Here is an 18379-nt window from a genome sequence, read left to right on the forward strand (position 1 = left end):
CTCAGCATGACCTGCGTTACAGGTTCCCGAAGACTTTTTTAAGTAAATCGGTAGTCCTTGCTACCGGATCCTTCCTGATCTTAAGTTCTTCTTTTGCAATCATAACAAACAAACCTTCAACAGCCCTGTCGGTTACATAGGAAGCGAGGTCAGGATTCATTTTCTGAACAAACGGGATTTTATTATAGGTATTTATCAGGTCAGTCCAATACTTGGTTGCATTCACCTCATCCAGTGATTTCTGAATGGCAGGTTTGAACTGGGTCTTTAATGCAGGCGATGTTGAATTTTTCAGGTATTCGGTTGCAGCGTTGTCTTTTCCGCGGACAATATTAATGGCATCTTTAATGCTCATTCCCTTAACTGCAGATACAAAAATCGGCTGGGCATCCTTTGCTGCATTTTCTGCGGCCCTGTTGATGGAAAGGACAGCTTTATCCACCTGGTTTCCCAGTCCGGCAGAACGAAGTTTAGATTCCATTGCTGTTGCCTCAGGAGGAAACGGTATTTTTATTTCAGGGTTTTTAAAATAGCCATCAACAACCGAAACAATAGTAACGCTTTCACCCGTGCCTTTAACAAGGGCTTCCTTGATTGCCGAAGCGGCTTCATCTTCGCTGAACCCTGTTGATGTTGTTGTATTCAGGGCTTTTGATACTTTTTTAAGAAACTGCGCATTGCTGCAGGATGGAGCGAGAAAGAAAAGAATGATAACCAGTGCAAAAGATAATTTCGATTTCATAGTACGGTTTTTTGATTGTAAAAGTCAAATTGCATGCCAGATCATCGGTAAAGATTCAAAGCTTTCAATTGTTCAAAAACTGAATCCGATTCTTTCCTGATTTTTTCTGATATATCTTTCTGCATACCTGATAAAACCGATTCGACAGCAAGGGCATAATTATTTTTGAATGACTTATTCAAACTGTTCCAGGGGATTGATTTGAAATAAGGAATAATTTCCGGGTCAACCTTCAGCAAGTTCTTTATCATAAGAATAGCGATGATCGGATAGCCCGTATATCCCTGCCATCTGGAACCATTATCATCTGAAGTAATTTTTACTGAATCGCCATCTATTGTCCATTTCACCGTATAGTGCCTGGTATCGTCAGAAGAATGGACGTGTGCCGAGTTTTCACCTGTAAAAGAATAACGGTTATCAGCCAGTACGCTGAATGCTTCATAAATTTTCTCCTTAGGAGGATGTTTCCAGGGTGTCATAATAACTTCTTTTTTCCAAAGATAGGAATATCATGAAGGAGTTTCATCATTGGGCATATCAACCGGTTTTGATTCCGGTGACCCCTTTTCCCTGAACCACACGGTAAATAATACAATTGCGGCTATCGAAAGAAATTCACTTTGCCAGTTCTGGAATGACTCGAACCAGAATCGGGCCTGCCCAATATAGGACGTCCATGTATCGGGTTGCAGACCCTTTAGTACCTGGTCATGGTTATGGTCCTTCAGGCTCCCGTAAAGATGAAGAGTGAAGCTGATAATGAAAAGCATGAAAAGAGAAATGGAAAGAGAATGGCTGTAAAGTTTTAGCAATATGCCGCCCTTTCTCACCGGCCAGGGAGAGTTAGGTTCTGGTTCCGGCTCCTTATCAACGTCTGTTTTTTCGCCGATTGGTTTTGATTGAGAGGAACCTTTTTGTCGAAGGTAAACTGTAAGAAACACATAAAGGGCCATTTGAAGGAATTCGCTTTCCCAATTCTCAAATGTTGCCTGTATGAAATGGCCATTGGTGAAATATTGGGTAATCGGAATAGGGGAGAGTCCCTTTTCTTCAAGTTCGTCATTCTTTTCGTTCCAGCCTGTTAAAAACTGTCCTCCAAGTGTAAGGATCATCATAAGGAGGAACACAATGGAAAGGCTGTTCCGGTAAAGGAATGAACTTTTATAATTGCTCATAATCTGATTTTTAGGTGTATTAAGTAACCGGAATATTTTTTGAAAGTTCAATTGAGCGAATACTGGATACTGGATACTTGATAACGCTGACAGGTTTGCAACGATGTCAGGTTTTACTCGGTAAATAAATGTCCTATAATTAATATTATGTTAAATAGATTCTTTATAGAAAAAGGGAAGGTTGTCCTTCCCTTTTATATTTTGGCTATTACATGGCATTGATCTTATTGATCACTTCCTGGCGTTTGTCTTCCTGTTTCAGACGATAGTAAATACTACGAAGACTTTCCAATGCCATTCTCTTTGTATTAAACTGGTCCTGATTTTTTGGTTCCATTGAAGCAACTTTTTCCATATAAGGAACGGCTACTTTCAAAGCTTCATCACCTTCAGCCTGTTTCTTTTCGAATGCAGCATTATCAGAAATATTTGAAGCTTCTTCATAAATCTTCACGGCTACGTTATAGTATAAAACTCCAAGGTTATAATTGGCATCAATGTAGTCAGGATTCATCTGGATACACTGTTTATAAGCTCTTTCAGCCTCAGCAGTTTTGCCCATTTTATCATAAAGTGTGCCTTCGGTAAATACAAGAGAAATATTTGTAGGATCACCCTCTTTTGCCTTGTTGATCAGTTCAAGTGCTTTGTCACCCTGCTCAGTATCAAGATAATAGTTGATCATCTCATACATAACTGTCTGTTCTTCAGGATATTTATTGAAGGCCTGTGTGATAACTTCTACACCTTTTGCGGTATCACCCAGTGCAAATAAAGCCTGTTTGCGGAGAACCCAGAGCAGTGGATCATTATATCCGTAATTTCCGGCTTCTTCGAAAAGTCTGTTTGCTTCGGCATAATTTTTATCTTCAAATGCTGCTCTTCCGGCGAAATAAATCAGAACGGTGTCGATCTGATTGTTCATGAAAGGAAGCTTATTGAGATTCAGTAAGCTGATAAAATCATTGTAGGATTCCTTGTAATTGGTCTGTTCATAATCATTCACAGCTTCAGTCTGATAAGCTGATTTCAGGTTTATTGTTACTTTCTTTATATCAGCAGTGGCCTTTCCGTCCGTATCCAGCTGGATAGCCTTATCCAATGCTTTCTGTGCTTCGGGCAAAGGATCCGGATGAATTTTGTTCTTATCGGTCCAGCCTTCGAGTTTTCCGTTCACAAATTTAAGGTCTACCCTGTCATATACATAAGTTTCAACCTGGTTAGGACCTTCCTGTGAAGTCTGGATTTCTTTGGGCTCTTTCAAAAACAATTTTGCTCTTGTTGGTTCCATACCCCTGCTCAGAATATCATTATGGACATTGAATATGTCGATAAGTACCTGTGCCCTGCTGCTCCATGTTTTTGCTTTTGTATTCTTTTTTTCGTTCAGAATATCAGAATCACTTTTCTTTAATTTGGCTTCGAGACCTGCATAGTTAAGAACAGAAGTTCCCGTAGCAGCCGGTGCCTGAGCTTTCAAACCGGTGCCAGCCAATATCATCAATGAGATAAGAAACAGACTGATTCGCTTCATTTTAATCGATTTTAGAGTTTTATATTTAATTTGAAATACTATATTCAAAAATTTTGCCAAATATAATTTCTATTTATTGATTGTGCAAAAAAAGCCAGAATATTAAGCAGTTAAATTATCCTCTCCGTCATTGCCAATCTCCTTTTCGTCTGATTCTTCAGCAGAACCCACTACATCAGTGACAGCTGCAATCGAGTCTCCAGCCTTGATGTTGATCAGCCTTACACCCTGTGTCGCCCGTCCCATAAGCCTGAGATTCGAAACTGCAAGCCTGATTGTGATACCAGATTTATTGATGATCATGATATCATCTTTATCAGTAACTGATTTTATAGCAATAAGTTGACCGGTTTTATCGGTAATATTAATTGTTTTCACTCCCCTGCCACCCCTGTTGGTGATCCTGTAATCATCAAGCTCAGTGCGTTTGCCATAGCCTTTTTCGGATACCACAAGCACAGATTTTGAAGGATCATCAATGCAGATCATACCGATCACGATGTCATTCTTTTCAGCAAACCGTATGCCTGTTACACCCGATGCAGTTCGGCCCATAGGACGAACGGTCTTTTCATTAAACCGGATGGCTTTACCGGACCGCACGGCAATTAATATCTCATTATTTCCATTGGTAAGCTGTGCCTCTAGAAGACTGTCTCCTTCCCTTATATTAATAGCGTTTATTCCGTTCTGTCGTGGCCTGGAATAAGCTTCAAGGGAGGTTTTCTTGATGACACCGTGTTTTGTGCAAAGCACGATGTAATTATTCGAGATATACTCCTTATCTACTAGACTTTTTAAATTTATAAATGCCTTTACCTTATCATTCGGGTCAACATTCAGCAGATTCTGAATGGCGCGGCCTTTGGATGTCTTGGTACCTTCGGGAATCTCGTATACTTTTTGCCAGAAACACCTGCCATTCTCGGTAAAGAATAACATAGTGTTATGCATGGTGGCATGATACATATGCTCAAGGTAGTCCTCATCCCTTGTCTCAGAACCTTTGGACCCCTTTCCTCCCCTCGCCTGGGTTTTGAATTCGCTGAGAGGAGTCCTTTTAATATACCCAAGATGAGATACCGTAATGATCATGTCATCATCCGAATAGAAATCTTCAGGATTGAACTCTCCTTCATCAGGAATTATGGTTGTGAGACGCTCATCGCCATACTGTTCGATCATTGAATTAAGTTCATCCTTGATAACCTGCATTCTGAGGCTTTCATCTGCAAGCAGATTCCTGAGCCAGGCTATTAATTTCTGAAGTTCTTCATAATCAAGCTTTATCTTTTCACGCTCCAATCCGGTCAACCTCTGAAGCCTCATTTCAAGAATAGCTTTGGCCTGTACCTCGCTTAAACCAAAGGAATTCATAAGTCCTTCCCTGGCATCATCGGGAGTTTTGGATCCCCTGATCAATGTAATTACAGCATCGAGGTTATCGAGTGCAATGAGCAGTCCTTCAAGGATATGTGCTTTCTTTTCCGATTCTTCAAGATCAAATTTGGTGCGGCGAATTACCACTTCATGCCGGTGCTCAACAAAATATTTTATGATGTTTTTGAGTGACAGAAGTTTTGGCCGGCCATGTACAAGGGCAATATTGTTTACATTGAAAGTTGTCTGCAGCTGCGTGTGTTTATAAAGGTTATTCAGGACAACACTTGCCTGTGCTTCCTTTTTACAGATGATTACAACGCGGACACCTTTCCTGTCGGTTTCATCGTTGATATAAGAAATGCCTTCGATTTTCTTTTCGTTAATCAGTTCGGCAATTTTCTTAATCATTTCAGCCTTGTTAACCTGGTAAGGTACTTCCTTAACCACAATCACTTCACGGCCGCTGGCAGTATTCTCGATTTCTGTGCGGGCTCTAAGCACAATCCTTCCCCTGCCCGTTTCAAAGGCATCCTTAATTCCCTGGTATCCATATATGATTCCACCGGTCGGAAAATCGGGACCTTTAACAAAGGCCATCAATTGTTCGGTAGTGATTTCAGGATTTTCAATATAAGCAATTGTTGCTTTACAAACCTCGGTGAGATTATGAGGCGGCATATTGGTAGCCATTCCAACGGCAATACCAGAAGCCCCGTTAATCAGCAGATTAGGTATTTTTGAAGGAAGCACTGTAGGCTCCTGTAATGTGTCATCGAAGTTAAGCTGGAAGTCAACAGTATTTTTGTCGATATCCGCCAGCATTTCTTCAGCGATTTTACGTAACCGGGCCTCGGTATACCTCATAGCCGCCGGGTTATCTCCGTCCATCGATCCGAAATTACCCTGACCTTCAACAAGTGGATAACGCAATGACCAATCCTGCGCCATCCTCACCATAGCATCATATACCGACGTATCTCCGTGCGGATGGTATTTTCCAAGTACCTCTCCGACAATACGTGCGGATTTCTTATATGGACGGTTCGACAAAACACCGAGATCCTGCATTCCGAAAAGTACCCTGCGATGAACAGGCTTTAATCCGTCTCTTACATCAGGCAATGCACGTGAAACAATAACCGACATCGAATAATCGATGTAGGCTGCTTTCATTTCCTCTTCAATATTTATCTGAATGATCTTTTCTCCTTCAGCCATTATTATCTTCTAATTTTTAACTATTTATAACTATACAAGCCGTATGAGTTTAATTTGCTAAAGTATGCATTTAATGCGGTTTTACCGCGATTTTTTTCATTGTTATATTAACAAAGGCTGTTAAAAACGTTAAACAATAAATCGTATATTTGCGTTATAATTAAGTAAAAACGATTGGAGTATTATAAAATGGATGCAAAGTTTTCGCAACGAATAAAAGATGTACTTTCTTTCAGCAAGGAAGAAGCCATACGGTTAGGGAACAGTGAGATTGCTCCTGAACATATGCTTCTTGGCATTTTGCGTGAAGGCGAAGGCGTTGCTATTGATATTCTGGTCTCTCTTGGTGCCAACCTGTACCAGTTGAAGAAAGATATTGAAGCAATAGTTTCTCCCACCGGTCCGATAAAAGTTACGGACTCTGATAATGTACCGCTTTTAAAAACTTCCGAACGTATTTTAAAGCTGGTATACCTTGAAGCAAAATCACTGAAAAAAAGTACCATAGACACAGGACACCTGTTGCTGGCTATCATAAAAGATGAGAATACAACAGTATCCAGGGTCATGTTTGATCATAACATTGATTATGATAAAGTTCGCAAGGAATTGCTGAACGAGCATATGTCGGATTCAGAAGATAATGAGCCCAGGGCTGATTATCCTCATGAGGAAGATGAAACCATGGGGTCCTTCGGTTCTCAAAGCGGCAAAGGACAGAACCCTGAAGGTGCAAAATCGAATTCAGAGACACCTGTCCTTGATAATTTTGGCACGGACCTCACCAAAGCCGCCGAAGAAGACAGGCTGGATCCCATTGTGGGACGTGAGAAAGAAATTGAGCGTTTGGCCCAGATCCTGAGTCGCCGTAAAAAGAATAATCCCATCCTTATTGGGGAACCGGGCGTCGGAAAGTCGGCTATTGTTGAAGGACTGGCGCTGCGAATCATTCAGAAGAAAGTTTCAAGGGTATTATTCGGAAAGCGGGTTGTAACCCTTGATCTGGCTGCCATAGTGGCCGGAACAAAGTACAGGGGACAATTTGAGGAGCGAATGAAAGCCATCCTGAATGAGCTGTCGAAAACCTCAAACATCGTGCTTTTCATTGATGAAATCCATACGATTGTCGGCGCAGGCGGTGCCACCGGTTCTCTTGATGCGGCCAATATGCTGAAACCTGCACTTGCCAGGGGTGATATCCAGTGTATCGGTGCAACCACGCTTGATGAATACCGTCAGCACATTGAAAAGGACGGTGCATTGGAGCGCAGGTTCCAGAAAGTTATGGTTGAGCCCACATCACCTGAAGAAACGGCCGAAATCCTGAATAATATCAAGGAAAGATACGAGGATCATCACAATGTGATTTACACGCCCGAAGCTATTGATGCTTGTGTGAAACTCACCAACCGGTATATTTCCGACAGGCATCTGCCTGATAAAGCCATTGATGCGCTTGATGAATCCGGATCGCGTGTTCATATTTCAAATATTCATGTTCCGGAGCGGATTATTGAGCTTGAAAAGAAAATCGAGGAAACCAAAAAGGAAAAGATAAAGGCAGTCAAAAATCAGAATTTTGAAAAGGCTGCCAGTTTCAGGGATAAAGAGAAAGAGCTCCTTGAAATGCTCGATGATGAAAAGCTGAAATGGGAAAAAGAACTTACCCGTAACAGGCAGATTGTAGATGCTGAAAAAGTGGCTGAAGTAGTAGCCATGATGACCGGTGTTCCGGTTCAGCGTATTGCCCTTGAGGAAAGCCATCGCCTTCTGAAAATGGGTGAAGAACTCAAAGGCAGTGTTATCGGACAGGATGAAGCCATTGATAAGGTCGTCAAATCAATTCAACGTAACAGGGCCGGTTTGAAAGATCCCAACAAGCCTATCGGAACATTCATCTTTCTCGGTCCCACCGGTGTTGGTAAAACACAGCTTGCCAAAGTGCTTGCGCAATACCTGTTTGATTCCTTCAATAACCTCATCAGAATTGACATGAGCGAGTATATGGAGAAGTTCTCTGTATCGCGGCTTGTTGGTGCACCTCCGGGTTACATAGGGTATGAAGAAGGCGGACAGCTTACCGAGAAAGTAAGAAGACGTCCCTACAGCGTTGTTTTGCTTGATGAAATTGAGAAAGCTCATCCGGATGTATATAATATACTTCTACAGGTACTGGATGAAGGACAACTTACTGATAGTCTCGGCCGCAGGGTCGATTTCAGGAACACGATTGTCATCATGACATCGAATATCGGGACAAGGCAATTAAAGGATTTTGGCCAGGGTGTGGGATTCACTACCCGCTCAAAACAGGAAGCATCAAATGAATATGCCAAAAGCGTCATTCAGAATGCACTTAAAAAAGCTTTCTCGCCTGAGTTTCTGAATCGTATTGACGATGTAATCATCTTCAATACGCTATCACGTGAAGATATTCATAAGATCATTGATATTGAATTGCAGGGTCTTTATGCAAGGATACTCTCAATGGGCTACCAGATCAAAATGTCAGATGCAGCCAAAGATTTTATTGCTGAAAAGGGCTATGATATTCAGTTCGGTGCACGTCCATTAAAACGGGCAATACAGAAGTATCTTGAAGATCCCATGGCTGAAGTGATCATTAAATCAAATATGCGTGAAGGCGATACGATCGCTATATCTTTGAATAAAAAGAAGGAAGAAGTCAATATGAAAGTGTTGCATGCTGAAGAAGCTGCAAATGCTGCCGTTGATGATATAGAAGAAGCCGCTGAATAATTAGAGGGCTATTGACATTCAAGAAAACCAGGTGCGGGTTAATACAGCTCCTGGTTTTTTTTATTCCGGTCTGCCTAAAAGGTCAAATTCTTCGGCGCCTGTTACAATAACCGGGTAAAACCTTCCGGTGGCTAATTTCTTGTTTCCTGATGAAATCAATACTTCGTTGTCGATTTCGGGTGAATCACTTTCCGTTCTTCCGATGAAGTACTCTCCTTCCCATCTATCTACCATTACTTTAAATGACTTACCTATTTTATTATGATTCAAAGTGGTTGATATTTCCTGTTGTATTGACATGATTTCATCCGCACGATCCTTTTTTATTCTTTCAGGGATCGAGTCTTTATATTTTAGCGCAGCATAGGTATCTTCTTCTTCAGAGTAAGTAAAAACACCAAGACGGTCGAAACGGACATCCTCCACAAATTTTTTCAGTTTTTCGTATTCTTTTGCCGTCTCACCGGGATGACCAGTTATAAGTGTAGTTCGCAGCGTTATATCAGGGATCATTTTCCTGATGTAATCAATGAGTTCATAATTCTGCAGGCTTGTATGTCCCCTTCGCATTTTGGCCAGTACCTTGTCACTGCCGTGCTGGAAAGGAATATCAAGATAATTGCAAACATTCTGCCTTTCCTTCATAATACGGATAACCTTTTTGGGAAAACCCGCAGGATAAGCGTAATGCAGTCTGATCCATTCGATTCCCTTCACATCAGAAAGTTTTTCAAGCAAATCAGGCAATGCCTGGCGGTGATACAAATCAACGCCATACCGTGTAAGGTCCTGTGCTATCAGGATCAGCTCTTTAACTCCCTTAGCTGCCAGAAGGTTTGCCTCGTGCACAAGATGTTCCGGTGTTTTTGACAGATGCTTGCCCCTGATATTCGGAATGGCACAAAAAGAGCAGCGCCTGTCGCATCCTTCAGAGATTTTAAGATAGGCATAATGAGGAGGCGTAGTCAGGATGCGCTCTCCTATAAGATCATTCTTATAATTTAAACCAAAATGTTTAATGATTGCCTCCAGGTCATTGACACCAAAATATTTATCGACATCCGGTATTTCTTTTTCAAGATCCTTTTTGTACCGTTCTGAAAGACAACCCATGACCACAAGCTGATCGATCATCCCTTCCTGTTTGGCACGGATGAACTGAAGTATGGTGTCAATGGATTCCTGTTTGGCATCTTTTATAAAGCCGCATGTATTGATGACAACAATTCTTGCCGGATCGGTTTCTGAATCGGTTACGGCCAGATTTTCGGCATATAATTGTCCCATCAGTGTTTCCGAATCAACAAGATTTTTGGAACACCCAAGGGTAACCACACGGATCTTCTTGCTCTTAACGTTTTTTGTATGCATTGCTAACTTTACCTGGCCAGCCGGCTTTTTCTTTTGCTATAGGCGAAATAAATGATCAATCCGAGAGCCATCCAAATAATCAGTCGTTCCCACGTTTCCCAGGGTAAGCTAACCATCTGCAGCAGGCATATGGCAGCGCCCAGAATGGGTACAAGCGGAACAAGGGGGGTCTTAAACGGGCGTGGAACATCAGGCCTTTTCTTTCTGAGTATAATAATGCTTATACAAACAATTGTAAATGCGAGCAAAGTACCGATTGAAACCAGTTCGCTAAGAATATGGATAGGAAGTACACCGGCAAAGAAACATGAAACAATACCGGTGAGAATGGTTGTAACATAGGGCGTTCTGAACTTTGGATGAACTTTCGCAAAGCTTTTCGGGAGAAGACCGTCATTTGCCATTGTATAGAATATTCGCGGCTGGCCCATGAGCATCACAAGGATTACTGAGCTCAAGCCGGCAATCGCGCCTATTTTAATCAAAGGCCTCAGCCATATCAGGGCGGTGCCTGTGCGGTCGATTGCGAGAGCCAGGGGAGCCGGAACATTGAGTTCGCCAAAAGGTACGATACCTGTAAGGACCCCTGAGACTAACACGTAAAGAATGGTACAAACCGCCAAAGATCCCAGGATTCCCATCGGCATGTCCCTTTGAGGATTTCGTGCCTCCTGTGCAGCTGTGGAAACCGCGTCAAAGCCTATATAGGCAAAGAAAATTACAGCAGCTCCGCGCAGTACACCGGAAATTCCGAAATGTCCGTAATCGCCTGTGTTTGGTGGAATAAACGGTTTCCAGTTTGCCGTATTGATATAAGAAAGTCCGAATCCGATGAAAAGAAGGATAACAATAACCTTAATGGCGACAATTATGTTGTTCAGTCCTGCCGACTCCCTGATTCCGATAACAAGCAAAGTGGACAACAAAGCCACTATGAATACAGCCGGAAAATTCATCAGGCTGCCGGTAAAGTACCAGCCGAGCTCCTTTGAATAATCAAAAGGTGCATTGCTAAGAAATGCCGGGATGTTGATATTATAATCGTGCAGAAAGCTGACCATATAACCTGACCAGCCCACAGCAACTGTTGAAGAAGCAAACAAATATTCAAGGATAAGATCCCAGCCTATAATCCATGCTATGAACTCTCCCAAAGTGGCATATGCATAGGTATAGGCGCTGCCTGAGATAGGGATCATGGAAGCAAATTCAGCATAGCATAAACCTGCGAATACGCAACCCAGGGCTGAAATGATAAATGAAAGTACAAGGGCAGGTCCTGCGAAATTGGCGGCTACAGTTCCCGTGAGAACGAAAATGCCGGTTCCGATGATGGCGCCGATTCCCAGGGTAACCAGACTGACGCCTCCCAGTGCTCTTTTTAAACCGTGTTCCTTGTCACCTGCTTCCATGAGAAGCTGGTCAATTGGCTTTGTCCTGAATAGATTCATATTGAAATGTGTATTGTGTGAATTCGATATATCAAATATATCTTTTCTTACTAAAACAACGCTTCAATAAATGCATTTTTATCGAATACCTGCAGATCCTGAAGTTTTTCACCGATACCGATATAGCGGACCGGAATTTTAAACTGGTCGGAAATACCGATGACTACACCGCCTTTTGCAGTACCGTCAAGCTTTGTAATGGCGAGGGCATTAACCTGGGTGGCTTCAGTGAATTGTTTGGCCTGTTCGAAGGCATTCTGCCCCGTTGACCCGTCGAGCACAAGCAGCACTTCATGGGGAGCATCGGGAATAACTTTCTGAACCACCCGTTTTATCTTGGATAATTCGCTCATCAGGTTTGCTTTATTATGAAGTCTACCGGCCGTATCAATGATTACAATATCACTCTGGGATGATTTTGCTGAATTCACAGTATCAAAAGCAACAGATGCGGGATCACTGCCCATCTGCTGCTTAACAATGGGAACCCCTACTCTTTCAGCCCAAATGGTAAGCTGATCCACAGCTGCCGCACGGAAAGTATCTGAGGCACCTAACAGGACTTTCTTGCCTGCATTTTTATAATGCCATGCCAGTTTACCTATCGTAGTTGTTTTACCCACCCCGTTTACACCCACAACCATAATTACGTATGGTTTCACGGGTACGGGGTCATCAAAACCCATTGTTTGTCCTGCTTTATTTTCTTCAAGCAGATTGCTGATTTCTTCACGGAGAATAACATTGAGCTCACGGGTGTTCATGTATTTGTCGCGTTCCGCCCTGCTCTGCAGTCTTTCAATTATACGTAACGTTGTAGTCACTCCTACATCCGACGAAATCAGGGCTTCTTCAAGGTTATCCAGAACCTCGTCATCCACAGTAGATTTTCCCATGATGGCACGTGAGATGCGCTTAACTACACCTTCCTTGGTTTTTTCAAGGCCTTTATTAAGATCCTCTTTGTTTTGCTTGCCAAATAAACCAAATAATGCCATAGGGTTTCCCTTTATTTTGTATTGAAAAAAAAAGGCTTTCTTCATGCAAAGAAAGCCAAATTTTTATGTTTTGTTCGGTCAATTTATTTCTCGGTGAAGAAATCCTTTACATGGTCAACATGTACAATTTCTTCCTTAAACATATATGCATTTGTCTTAGGCGATTTGACCATCTTGATGCATTTTGCAAAAGTCTTGCCTGATCCGGTCTTTAATGTTGCGATTACTTTCTTTGCCATGGCTCGTTATTTTATTTCGCGATGTACTGTTACTTTTTTAAGAACAGGGTTGAATTTTTTCAGCTCCAGTCTTTCGGGAGTGTTTTTCCTGTTTTTTGTTGTGATATATCTCGACATGCCGGGAAGACCACTGTTCTTGTGTTCTGTGCACTCAAGAATTACCTGAATTCTGTTACCTTTTTTTGCCATATCCTGATGTGCTTATACGTTAGAAACTCTTTATAAATCCTTTGGTTTTTGCGTCCTCGAGGGCCTTCTTCAAACCTACTTTATTGATAACCCTCATTCCGGCGGCGGAGACGCGAATGCTAACCCAACGGTTTTCTTCAGGAAGAAAAATCTTCTTATCGAAAAGGTTAACATCAAAAGTTCTTTTGGTCCTGCGTTTGGAGTGCGAAACGTTATTTCCTACCATCGCAGTTTTTCCTGTAATCTGACAAATTCTTGACATTTCTAAATCAGTTTATTCGCTTTCTAAAAACAGGTTGCAAAGAACGATAAATTTTTTTAAAAATCCAACTGTGGGTACTAAAAATATTTATAAACAATTCATTATCTCTTCCCGAAGCATGAAAAGCGCAGCAATAGCGGCCTTTTGAATATTCCGTCCCCTGTCTTCCCCAAAGTTATGCACATTTGAGATAATTCTTTTTTTAGAAGCCACGGCAATCCAGGTTGTTCCGACCGGCTTTTCTTCGGTACCACCGTCTGGACCTGCTATACCGCTTACCGCAACCGCAAAATCAGTATTAAGCTTTGTTCTGGCCCCGTCGGCCATTTGTTCGACTACCTGTTGGCTGACAGCGCCGTTCATGATAAGGGAATACGGACTTACGCTCAACTCACTTGTCTTTACATCGTTTGAGTATGAAACAATACCTCCTTTGAAATAGGCTGATGATCCGGATATTGATGTTAGCATGGCGCTAATGGTTCCACCCGTACAACTTTCAGCCGTAGAAACCGTTAAATTGTTAGATTTTAAGATATTGCCAACTATTATCTCAAGTTTATCTTCACCCCTCCCAAATACAGGTTTGCCGATAATCTGTTCAAGCTTTAGCGCCTGTTCTTCCATTTTGTCTTTTAGTTCAACAGCGCTTCCTTCCGTTTTACCTGTTATCCTTAACCTGAGAATACCGGGTGAAGGAAGGTAGGCAAGTTTCATATTCTCCGGAAGGCTGTTTTCCCAATCGTTTATAATACCAGCCATAACTGACTCAGGCACACCATGCGTCAGAACAGTTATATGCTCTATGGCAGGCAAAGGAAACGTCGATTTTAATTTCGGAGCCAGTTCTTCCTGCCAGATGGCCTTCATTTCGTAAGGAACACCGGGAAGAGAAATAAAAACTTTATTGTTCCTGTTGAACCACATTCCCTGGGCTGTCCCGGCGCTGTTATGAAGAACTTCACAATTGTGAGGTAGTTCGGCCTGCTTCAGATTGCGTTCATTTAATTCTACTCCCCTCGATTCAAGAAGCAGCCTGATGCTGTCAACCGCATGCGGATTAATTACAAGTTTTGAACCGAAGTATTCTGCCAGGGCGGGTTTTGTAATATCATCGCTTGTAGGACCAAGACCACCGGTGCAAACGATCAGGTCAGCTCTTTCAGATGCAGAATCAAGTGCTTTAAGGATGTTTTCTTTTATATCAGGGACAGAAGTAATCTGAATAACAGGGATCCCAAGGAGGTTCAGTTGCGAAGCCAGATAAGCCGAATTGGTATCAATTACCTGTCCGATAAGAATTTCATCGCCAATGGTGATTATTTCTGCATTCATAAATCATTCCTGCCTATCTAACCTTAAAACCTAAAACCTTAAACCTTTAAACCTTTAAACCTTAAAACCTTAAAACCTTCAAACCTTGAACTTCTATCTGAGCGGCAAACGGGTCTCGAACCCGCGACCTTGAGCTTGGGAAGCTCACGCTCTACCAACTGAGCTACTGCCGCAATCTGAGCCTCTCAGGGGACTTGAACCCCCGACCTGCGGTTTACGAAACCGCTGCTCTACCAGCTGAGCTAAAGAGGCTTGTCTTTTCAATTCAAGGGTCACAAAATTATAAATATTAGCGATTTGAACAAGCACGATTTTCCACATTTATTCAGTCCGCTTTACTTTTAAGGGCCTTTACCCTTTGCAACAATGTGGGATGTGAATAGTGAAAAAACACATAAGCCGGATGGGGTGTCAGGTTGCTGAGATTTTTCGACGATAGTTTTTTCAGTGCGTTAACAAGTGCCTCAGGATTACTGTTCATTTTAACAAAATTATCGGCGGCATATTCGTTCCTGCGTGAAATGTGGTTCATAAGGAGCCCGGTAACAAGTGAAATGGGACTGTATAAAATTCCGAATGCGATCAATCCAAGATGAAAGGCAGGTTGTGAACCTCCGAGTGCTTCGGATAAAGCAGGATTAGCTATTAGGAGTGACAGGATATACAGTGTAAAACCGGTCTGAATTATTCCGGCAAGCAATCCGGCATAAACGTGATGCTTCTTATAATGCCCGATTTCATGGGCAAGAACAGCCACAATTTCTTCCGTAGTAAGGTCTTTTATAAGCGTATCGTAAAGTACAATCCTTTTTTTTGGTCCCAGTCCGGTAAAATAGGCATTGGCTTTTGAAGACCTTTTTGATCCGTCGATTACAAAGATATTGTTCAGTTTGAACCCTGCCTTAACACTGAAAGCCTGGATGGCATCCCGGAGTTCTCCGTCAGGCAATGGTTTTTGCTTATTGAACAACGGCACTATCAGCGATGAATAGAACATCGCCATAAATACAGTAAATACAACAGCAAGTATCCAGGCGTAGATCCAGAAGTCAGTGCCTGTTTTGCTGTAAAACCATACAATCAGTGCCAGCAGCCCGCCACCAATAACTGCACCGAGCAACCAGCCTTTTATTTTATCCAGCACATAAGTTTTCGGAGTGGTACGATTAAAACCGAATCTTTCTTCGATTACAAATATATCATACAAAGAAAAAGGAGTGGTTATCAGGTCTGAAGCGATGGCTAAAATGCCGAAGAAAACCAGGACAATAAATACAGGATTTTCGGTTACTCCCCTGGCCCAGGAATCAACCAGTTTAAATCCGCCAAGGAATAGCATGAGCAGAAGGATTATGAAACTAAATGAACTAGTCAGGGTTCCGAAACGATCGTTTGTTTTTTTGTAGGCCTGTTGTTTTTTATATTGTTCCGCATCGAATACATCTTTCAGTTCTTGTGGAAGATCACTTGTCATCCGTTTACGGTTGAGATATTCAAGAAAACGTTCAAGTGCAAAATCAATCACCAGTATGGCAATGATTACATAAAAAATGAGATTATAAGTCATCCGGAAAATTTTTGCAAAAATACAACAATCCTTATTGCATTTGCTGGTCAAGCAAGGTCCTCTTTTTAATTCTTTCCCCGAGAACAGACTGGTACGACTTTATTTTTTTGGAAGTCCGTAAACTGTCAGCCCGCTTAATCCAGAAAAGCGACCTGTCCAGATCATCCTCCCGTTCTGATTTAATAGCAAGATTATAGGAAGCCTTTGATTCCACCCTGCGCTTATGATTATAGGCAAGCTTTTGCCAAAAGTCCGCAGCATCATCCCAGTTATCATTCATTGCCATATAATTCGCTTCAGACAGGTATGGATTCAGATCTCTGAATAGGTACCGTTTCTGATTATCCTTCCAAAGAGGTGTAAGGCGATTGCCAACAAGGTTACCGGTAAAAAAACAAGAATTATACAATAATTCCTGTTGGGCTTTACTATTATGAAATTTATCGCACTCCCCTGGACGATACATATCGAATAATTCAGTTAGAACAATCAAATCAGGATACTCAAAATCCCATGGATTAAAAACACCAATTTTAAAGCTTGAAACAAGATGATAAACAAATACGCAGTTTTTCGGTGAATTACCAGAATTCACATAGAGAACCCATTCACCGTATCCGTTTTTTATATATTCTACGCCATCAATATTGCGCGTCACGTCGCTTTCAAGTTTCCCATTGTTCAGGCGATCCATAAAATCACGGGCTAAAACTTTTACTATAAGCAATACCGCATCTGTTGAATCATGCAGGCAAATCTGCCGGATGAGTTCTTTATCAATTCTCCCGATGCTTACCTGTTTAATGAAAGAGGTATCTGTTATTTTGACTTTTGTAAATCGCGGAGAATTAGAAAGAACATCGTGTATTCCATAGATGTATGCTGATTTGATTTTATTGTAATCGCAGGAAGTATCCGGTTTAAATGCTGAAAGGCTGTCGAACTGGCCTAATTTTGCCTGGTAACCGACAGCCGGGAAAAGGGATAATTTCTTAACACCGGGGGATATTGTAAATTCAGCCGGCTCAAGGACACTGAGATGAATAACTTGTGAGGCACATCCGGTAAGCAGGAAAAGGAATAAAACCAAATTCTTCATGCGAAAAGTCAAGATTTCAGATAGGAATTACGATTTTGATTAGAAATCGTAAATCGTAATCGTAAATCGTAAATCGTAAATCGTAAATTAACACTAAGGTAATTGTTTATCCAGTAACTTTTTCGTCTCCAACCGCTTTTCTAAAATATCCCTGTAAATTTTTATCCTCTTATTGTTTCCCAGGCTATCAGCGTAATCAATCCACTGCAGCGCCTGGTCAAGATCATCTCCGTGTTCCCAGGCAAGTGCCATATTAAAGGCTGCTTTTGAAGCAAGTGAGTGATTAGGACCATCTGACAGATCATTCCAGATTAATGATGCTGCCCGCCAGTTGTTTCTTTTGATTAACCTGGAGGCATGTTTCATATCAGATCCCGGCCCGTCGAAATACGTACGAAGGGTATCTTTCCAATACGGACAAATCTTCATGCCGGTTAAATAGCCGCTTGTATAACAGTTTCTGTACAAATGGTACTCTGTATCGCCGAATCCTCCAAACACACCATCTAATCTTAGACTGTCGGTTTCGGTAAACCTAAGTGCTATTGATTCAATGAATGGCTGAAGAAAAGCCCATTTGGTTAAATTAATCATTTTGTAAACACCATAATAGGTTGTATTTGATTCCCTTTCCAATTCAGTATCATAAACTGTAGAACCCTGTAAAAGAAGAATATATTCTGTTGTATCCTGCGTACAGATTTTTCGAAGGTCATCCCAGAACAACACGCTGTCTTTCATATAGAGCCCATATGATGTACAATTTAAAACAACTTTTGTGAATTTCGGTGATTCGGACATTACATTGTAAATACCGTCAAGGTAGCCAGTTTTTATCTGTGCCACATCAGTTTTGGCAGAGATCTGTATTTCATTGAGGCTGTCTAACCTGTTTTTAACAGGAGTATAGCCAGGCTTTGGATAAATCGTTATTTTTTTGATTTCTTTGGGAAGTACAACAGAAGACGGTTGCAGAACACTGATAGTTATCCTGTTAGTATAGCATGCAAGACAAAGAAGAGTTAAAACAAATGACAACAGCCTCATATGAAA

The 18379-nt window shown here is 41.6% G+C and carries 16 protein-coding genes and 2 tRNA genes; 1 reads left to right on the forward strand and 17 read right to left on the reverse strand.

The window, feature by feature from the left end; all coding sequences use genetic code 11:
• Window positions 1–16: 16 nt before the first annotated feature.
• The 5 genes from VK179_02445 to gyrA all read right to left on the reverse strand — a co-directional run bounded on the left by VK179_02445 (window position 17) and on the right by gyrA (window position 6055).
• Complete coding sequence (locus VK179_02445; protein ID HLO57573.1) at window positions 17–742, reverse strand: DUF4197 domain-containing protein; 726 nt, start codon at window positions 740–742, stop codon at window positions 17–19.
• Window positions 743–783: 41 nt separating this feature from the next.
• The gene (locus VK179_02450; GenBank protein HLO57574.1) at window positions 784–1224 is read right to left on the reverse strand and encodes a hypothetical protein; all 441 of its coding nucleotides are present in this window, start codon (window positions 1222–1224) and stop codon (window positions 784–786) included.
• Window positions 1225–1254: 30 nt separating this feature from the next.
• Window positions 1255–1920 carry a DUF6766 family protein gene (locus tag VK179_02455; protein HLO57575.1) on the reverse strand — a complete coding sequence of 222 codons (666 nt, stop codon included), beginning with the start codon at window positions 1918–1920 and terminating at the stop codon, window positions 1255–1257.
• 208 nt (window positions 1921–2128) lie between these two features.
• On the reverse strand, window positions 2129–3454 hold the full coding sequence (locus VK179_02460) for a tetratricopeptide repeat protein (GenBank protein ID HLO57576.1): 1326 nt from the start codon (window positions 3452–3454) through the stop codon (window positions 2129–2131).
• A gap of 102 nt (window positions 3455–3556) precedes the next feature.
• On the reverse strand, window positions 3557–6055 hold the full coding sequence (gene gyrA, locus VK179_02465; protein ID HLO57577.1) for a DNA gyrase subunit A: 2499 nt from the start codon (window positions 6053–6055) through the stop codon (window positions 3557–3559).
• A gap of 189 nt (window positions 6056–6244) precedes the next feature.
• Here gyrA and VK179_02470 point away from each other — a divergent pair, with 189 nt between their 5' ends.
• Window positions 6245–8815 carry an ATP-dependent Clp protease ATP-binding subunit gene (locus VK179_02470; protein ID HLO57578.1) on the forward strand — a complete coding sequence of 857 codons (2571 nt, stop codon included), beginning with the start codon at window positions 6245–6247 and terminating at the stop codon, window positions 8813–8815.
• Window positions 8816–8875: 60 nt separating this feature from the next.
• On the opposite strand, the gene rimO is transcribed toward VK179_02470, so the two are convergent.
• The 12 genes from rimO to VK179_02530 all read right to left on the reverse strand — a co-directional run bounded on the left by rimO (window position 8876) and on the right by VK179_02530 (window position 18373).
• Window positions 8876–10186: a 30S ribosomal protein S12 methylthiotransferase RimO gene (rimO, locus tag VK179_02475; GenBank protein ID HLO57579.1), complete on the reverse strand. Its 1311-nt coding sequence runs from the start codon at window positions 10184–10186 to the stop codon at window positions 8876–8878.
• 8 nt (window positions 10187–10194) lie between these two features.
• Window positions 10195–11637 carry an amino acid permease gene (locus VK179_02480; GenBank protein HLO57580.1) on the reverse strand — a complete coding sequence of 481 codons (1443 nt, stop codon included), beginning with the start codon at window positions 11635–11637 and terminating at the stop codon, window positions 10195–10197.
• A 50-nt stretch (window positions 11638–11687) separates the two neighbouring features.
• The gene (gene ftsY, locus VK179_02485; protein HLO57581.1) at window positions 11688–12680 is read right to left on the reverse strand and encodes a signal recognition particle-docking protein FtsY; all 993 of its coding nucleotides are present in this window, start codon (window positions 12678–12680) and stop codon (window positions 11688–11690) included.
• A gap of 38 nt (window positions 12681–12718) precedes the next feature.
• Window positions 12719–12874, reverse strand: coding sequence for a DUF4295 domain-containing protein (locus tag VK179_02490; GenBank protein ID HLO57582.1), 156 nt, complete (start codon window positions 12872–12874; stop codon window positions 12719–12721).
• A gap of 6 nt (window positions 12875–12880) precedes the next feature.
• A complete protein-coding gene (gene rpmG / locus VK179_02495; protein HLO57583.1) occupies window positions 12881–13063 on the reverse strand; it encodes a 50S ribosomal protein L33 in 183 nt (60 codons plus the stop codon).
• 19 nt (window positions 13064–13082) lie between these two features.
• A complete protein-coding gene (gene rpmB, locus VK179_02500; GenBank protein HLO57584.1) occupies window positions 13083–13325 on the reverse strand; it encodes a 50S ribosomal protein L28 in 243 nt (80 codons plus the stop codon).
• A gap of 87 nt (window positions 13326–13412) precedes the next feature.
• The gene (locus VK179_02505) at window positions 13413–14660 is read right to left on the reverse strand and encodes a competence/damage-inducible protein A (GenBank protein HLO57585.1); all 1248 of its coding nucleotides are present in this window, start codon (window positions 14658–14660) and stop codon (window positions 13413–13415) included.
• Window positions 14661–14760: 100 nt separating this feature from the next.
• Window positions 14761–14833, reverse strand: a tRNA-Gly gene (locus tag VK179_02510).
• A 6-nt stretch (window positions 14834–14839) separates the two neighbouring features.
• A tRNA-Thr gene (locus VK179_02515) sits at window positions 14840–14912 on the reverse strand.
• Between the two features lie 73 nt (window positions 14913–14985).
• Complete coding sequence (locus VK179_02520) at window positions 14986–16227, reverse strand: M48 family metallopeptidase (protein HLO57586.1); 1242 nt, start codon at window positions 16225–16227, stop codon at window positions 14986–14988.
• A 31-nt stretch (window positions 16228–16258) separates the two neighbouring features.
• On the reverse strand, window positions 16259–17326 hold the full coding sequence (locus tag VK179_02525; GenBank protein HLO57587.1) for a DUF6340 family protein: 1068 nt from the start codon (window positions 17324–17326) through the stop codon (window positions 16259–16261).
• Between the two features lie 93 nt (window positions 17327–17419).
• Complete coding sequence (locus tag VK179_02530) at window positions 17420–18373, reverse strand: DUF6340 family protein (GenBank protein HLO57588.1); 954 nt, start codon at window positions 18371–18373, stop codon at window positions 17420–17422.
• Between the last annotated feature and the right edge of the window lie 6 nt (window positions 18374–18379).

Source organism: Bacteroidales bacterium (assembly GCA_035299085.1).
In the GTDB taxonomy this organism is placed as follows: domain Bacteria; phylum Bacteroidota; class Bacteroidia; order Bacteroidales; family UBA10428; genus UBA5072.

What these genes read in the sequence shown, in the direction of transcription:
- VK179_02460 (HLO57576.1), bottom strand. Translation starts at nt 3,454, where the DNA reads ATGAAGCGAATCAGTCTGTTTCTTATCTCATTGATGATATTGGCTGGC.
- VK179_02455 (HLO57575.1), bottom strand. Translation starts at nt 1,920, where the DNA reads ATGAGCAATTATAAAAGTTCATTCCTTTACCGGAACAGCCTTTCCATT.
- VK179_02490 (HLO57582.1), bottom strand. Translation starts at nt 12,874, where the DNA reads ATGGCAAAGAAAGTAATCGCAACATTAAAGACCGGATCAGGCAAGACT.
- VK179_02525 (HLO57587.1), bottom strand. Translation starts at nt 17,326, where the DNA reads ATGAAGAATTTGGTTTTATTCCTTTTCCTGCTTACCGGATGTGCCTCA.
- gyrA (HLO57577.1), bottom strand. Translation starts at nt 6,055, where the DNA reads ATGGCTGAAGGAGAAAAGATCATTCAGATAAATATTGAAGAGGAAATG.
- VK179_02445 (HLO57573.1), bottom strand. Translation starts at nt 742, where the DNA reads ATGAAATCGAAATTATCTTTTGCACTGGTTATCATTCTTTTCTTTCTC.
- VK179_02505 (HLO57585.1), bottom strand. Translation starts at nt 14,660, where the DNA reads ATGAATGCAGAAATAATCACCATTGGCGATGAAATTCTTATCGGACAG.
- VK179_02480 (HLO57580.1), bottom strand. Translation starts at nt 11,637, where the DNA reads ATGAATCTATTCAGGACAAAGCCAATTGACCAGCTTCTCATGGAAGCA.
- VK179_02520 (HLO57586.1), bottom strand. Translation starts at nt 16,227, where the DNA reads ATGACTTATAATCTCATTTTTTATGTAATCATTGCCATACTGGTGATT.
- VK179_02450 (HLO57574.1), bottom strand. Translation starts at nt 1,224, where the DNA reads ATGACACCCTGGAAACATCCTCCTAAGGAGAAAATTTATGAAGCATTC.
- rpmB (HLO57584.1), bottom strand. Translation starts at nt 13,325, where the DNA reads ATGTCAAGAATTTGTCAGATTACAGGAAAAACTGCGATGGTAGGAAAT.
- rimO (HLO57579.1), bottom strand. Translation starts at nt 10,186, where the DNA reads ATGCATACAAAAAACGTTAAGAGCAAGAAGATCCGTGTGGTTACCCTT.
- rpmG (HLO57583.1), bottom strand. Translation starts at nt 13,063, where the DNA reads ATGGCAAAAAAAGGTAACAGAATTCAGGTAATTCTTGAGTGCACAGAA.
- ftsY (HLO57581.1), bottom strand. Translation starts at nt 12,680, where the DNA reads ATGAAGAAAGCCTTTTTTTTTCAATACAAAATAAAGGGAAACCCTATG.
- VK179_02530 (HLO57588.1), bottom strand. Translation starts at nt 18,373, where the DNA reads ATGAGGCTGTTGTCATTTGTTTTAACTCTTCTTTGTCTTGCATGCTAT.
- VK179_02470 (HLO57578.1), top strand. Translation starts at nt 6,245, where the DNA reads ATGGATGCAAAGTTTTCGCAACGAATAAAAGATGTACTTTCTTTCAGC.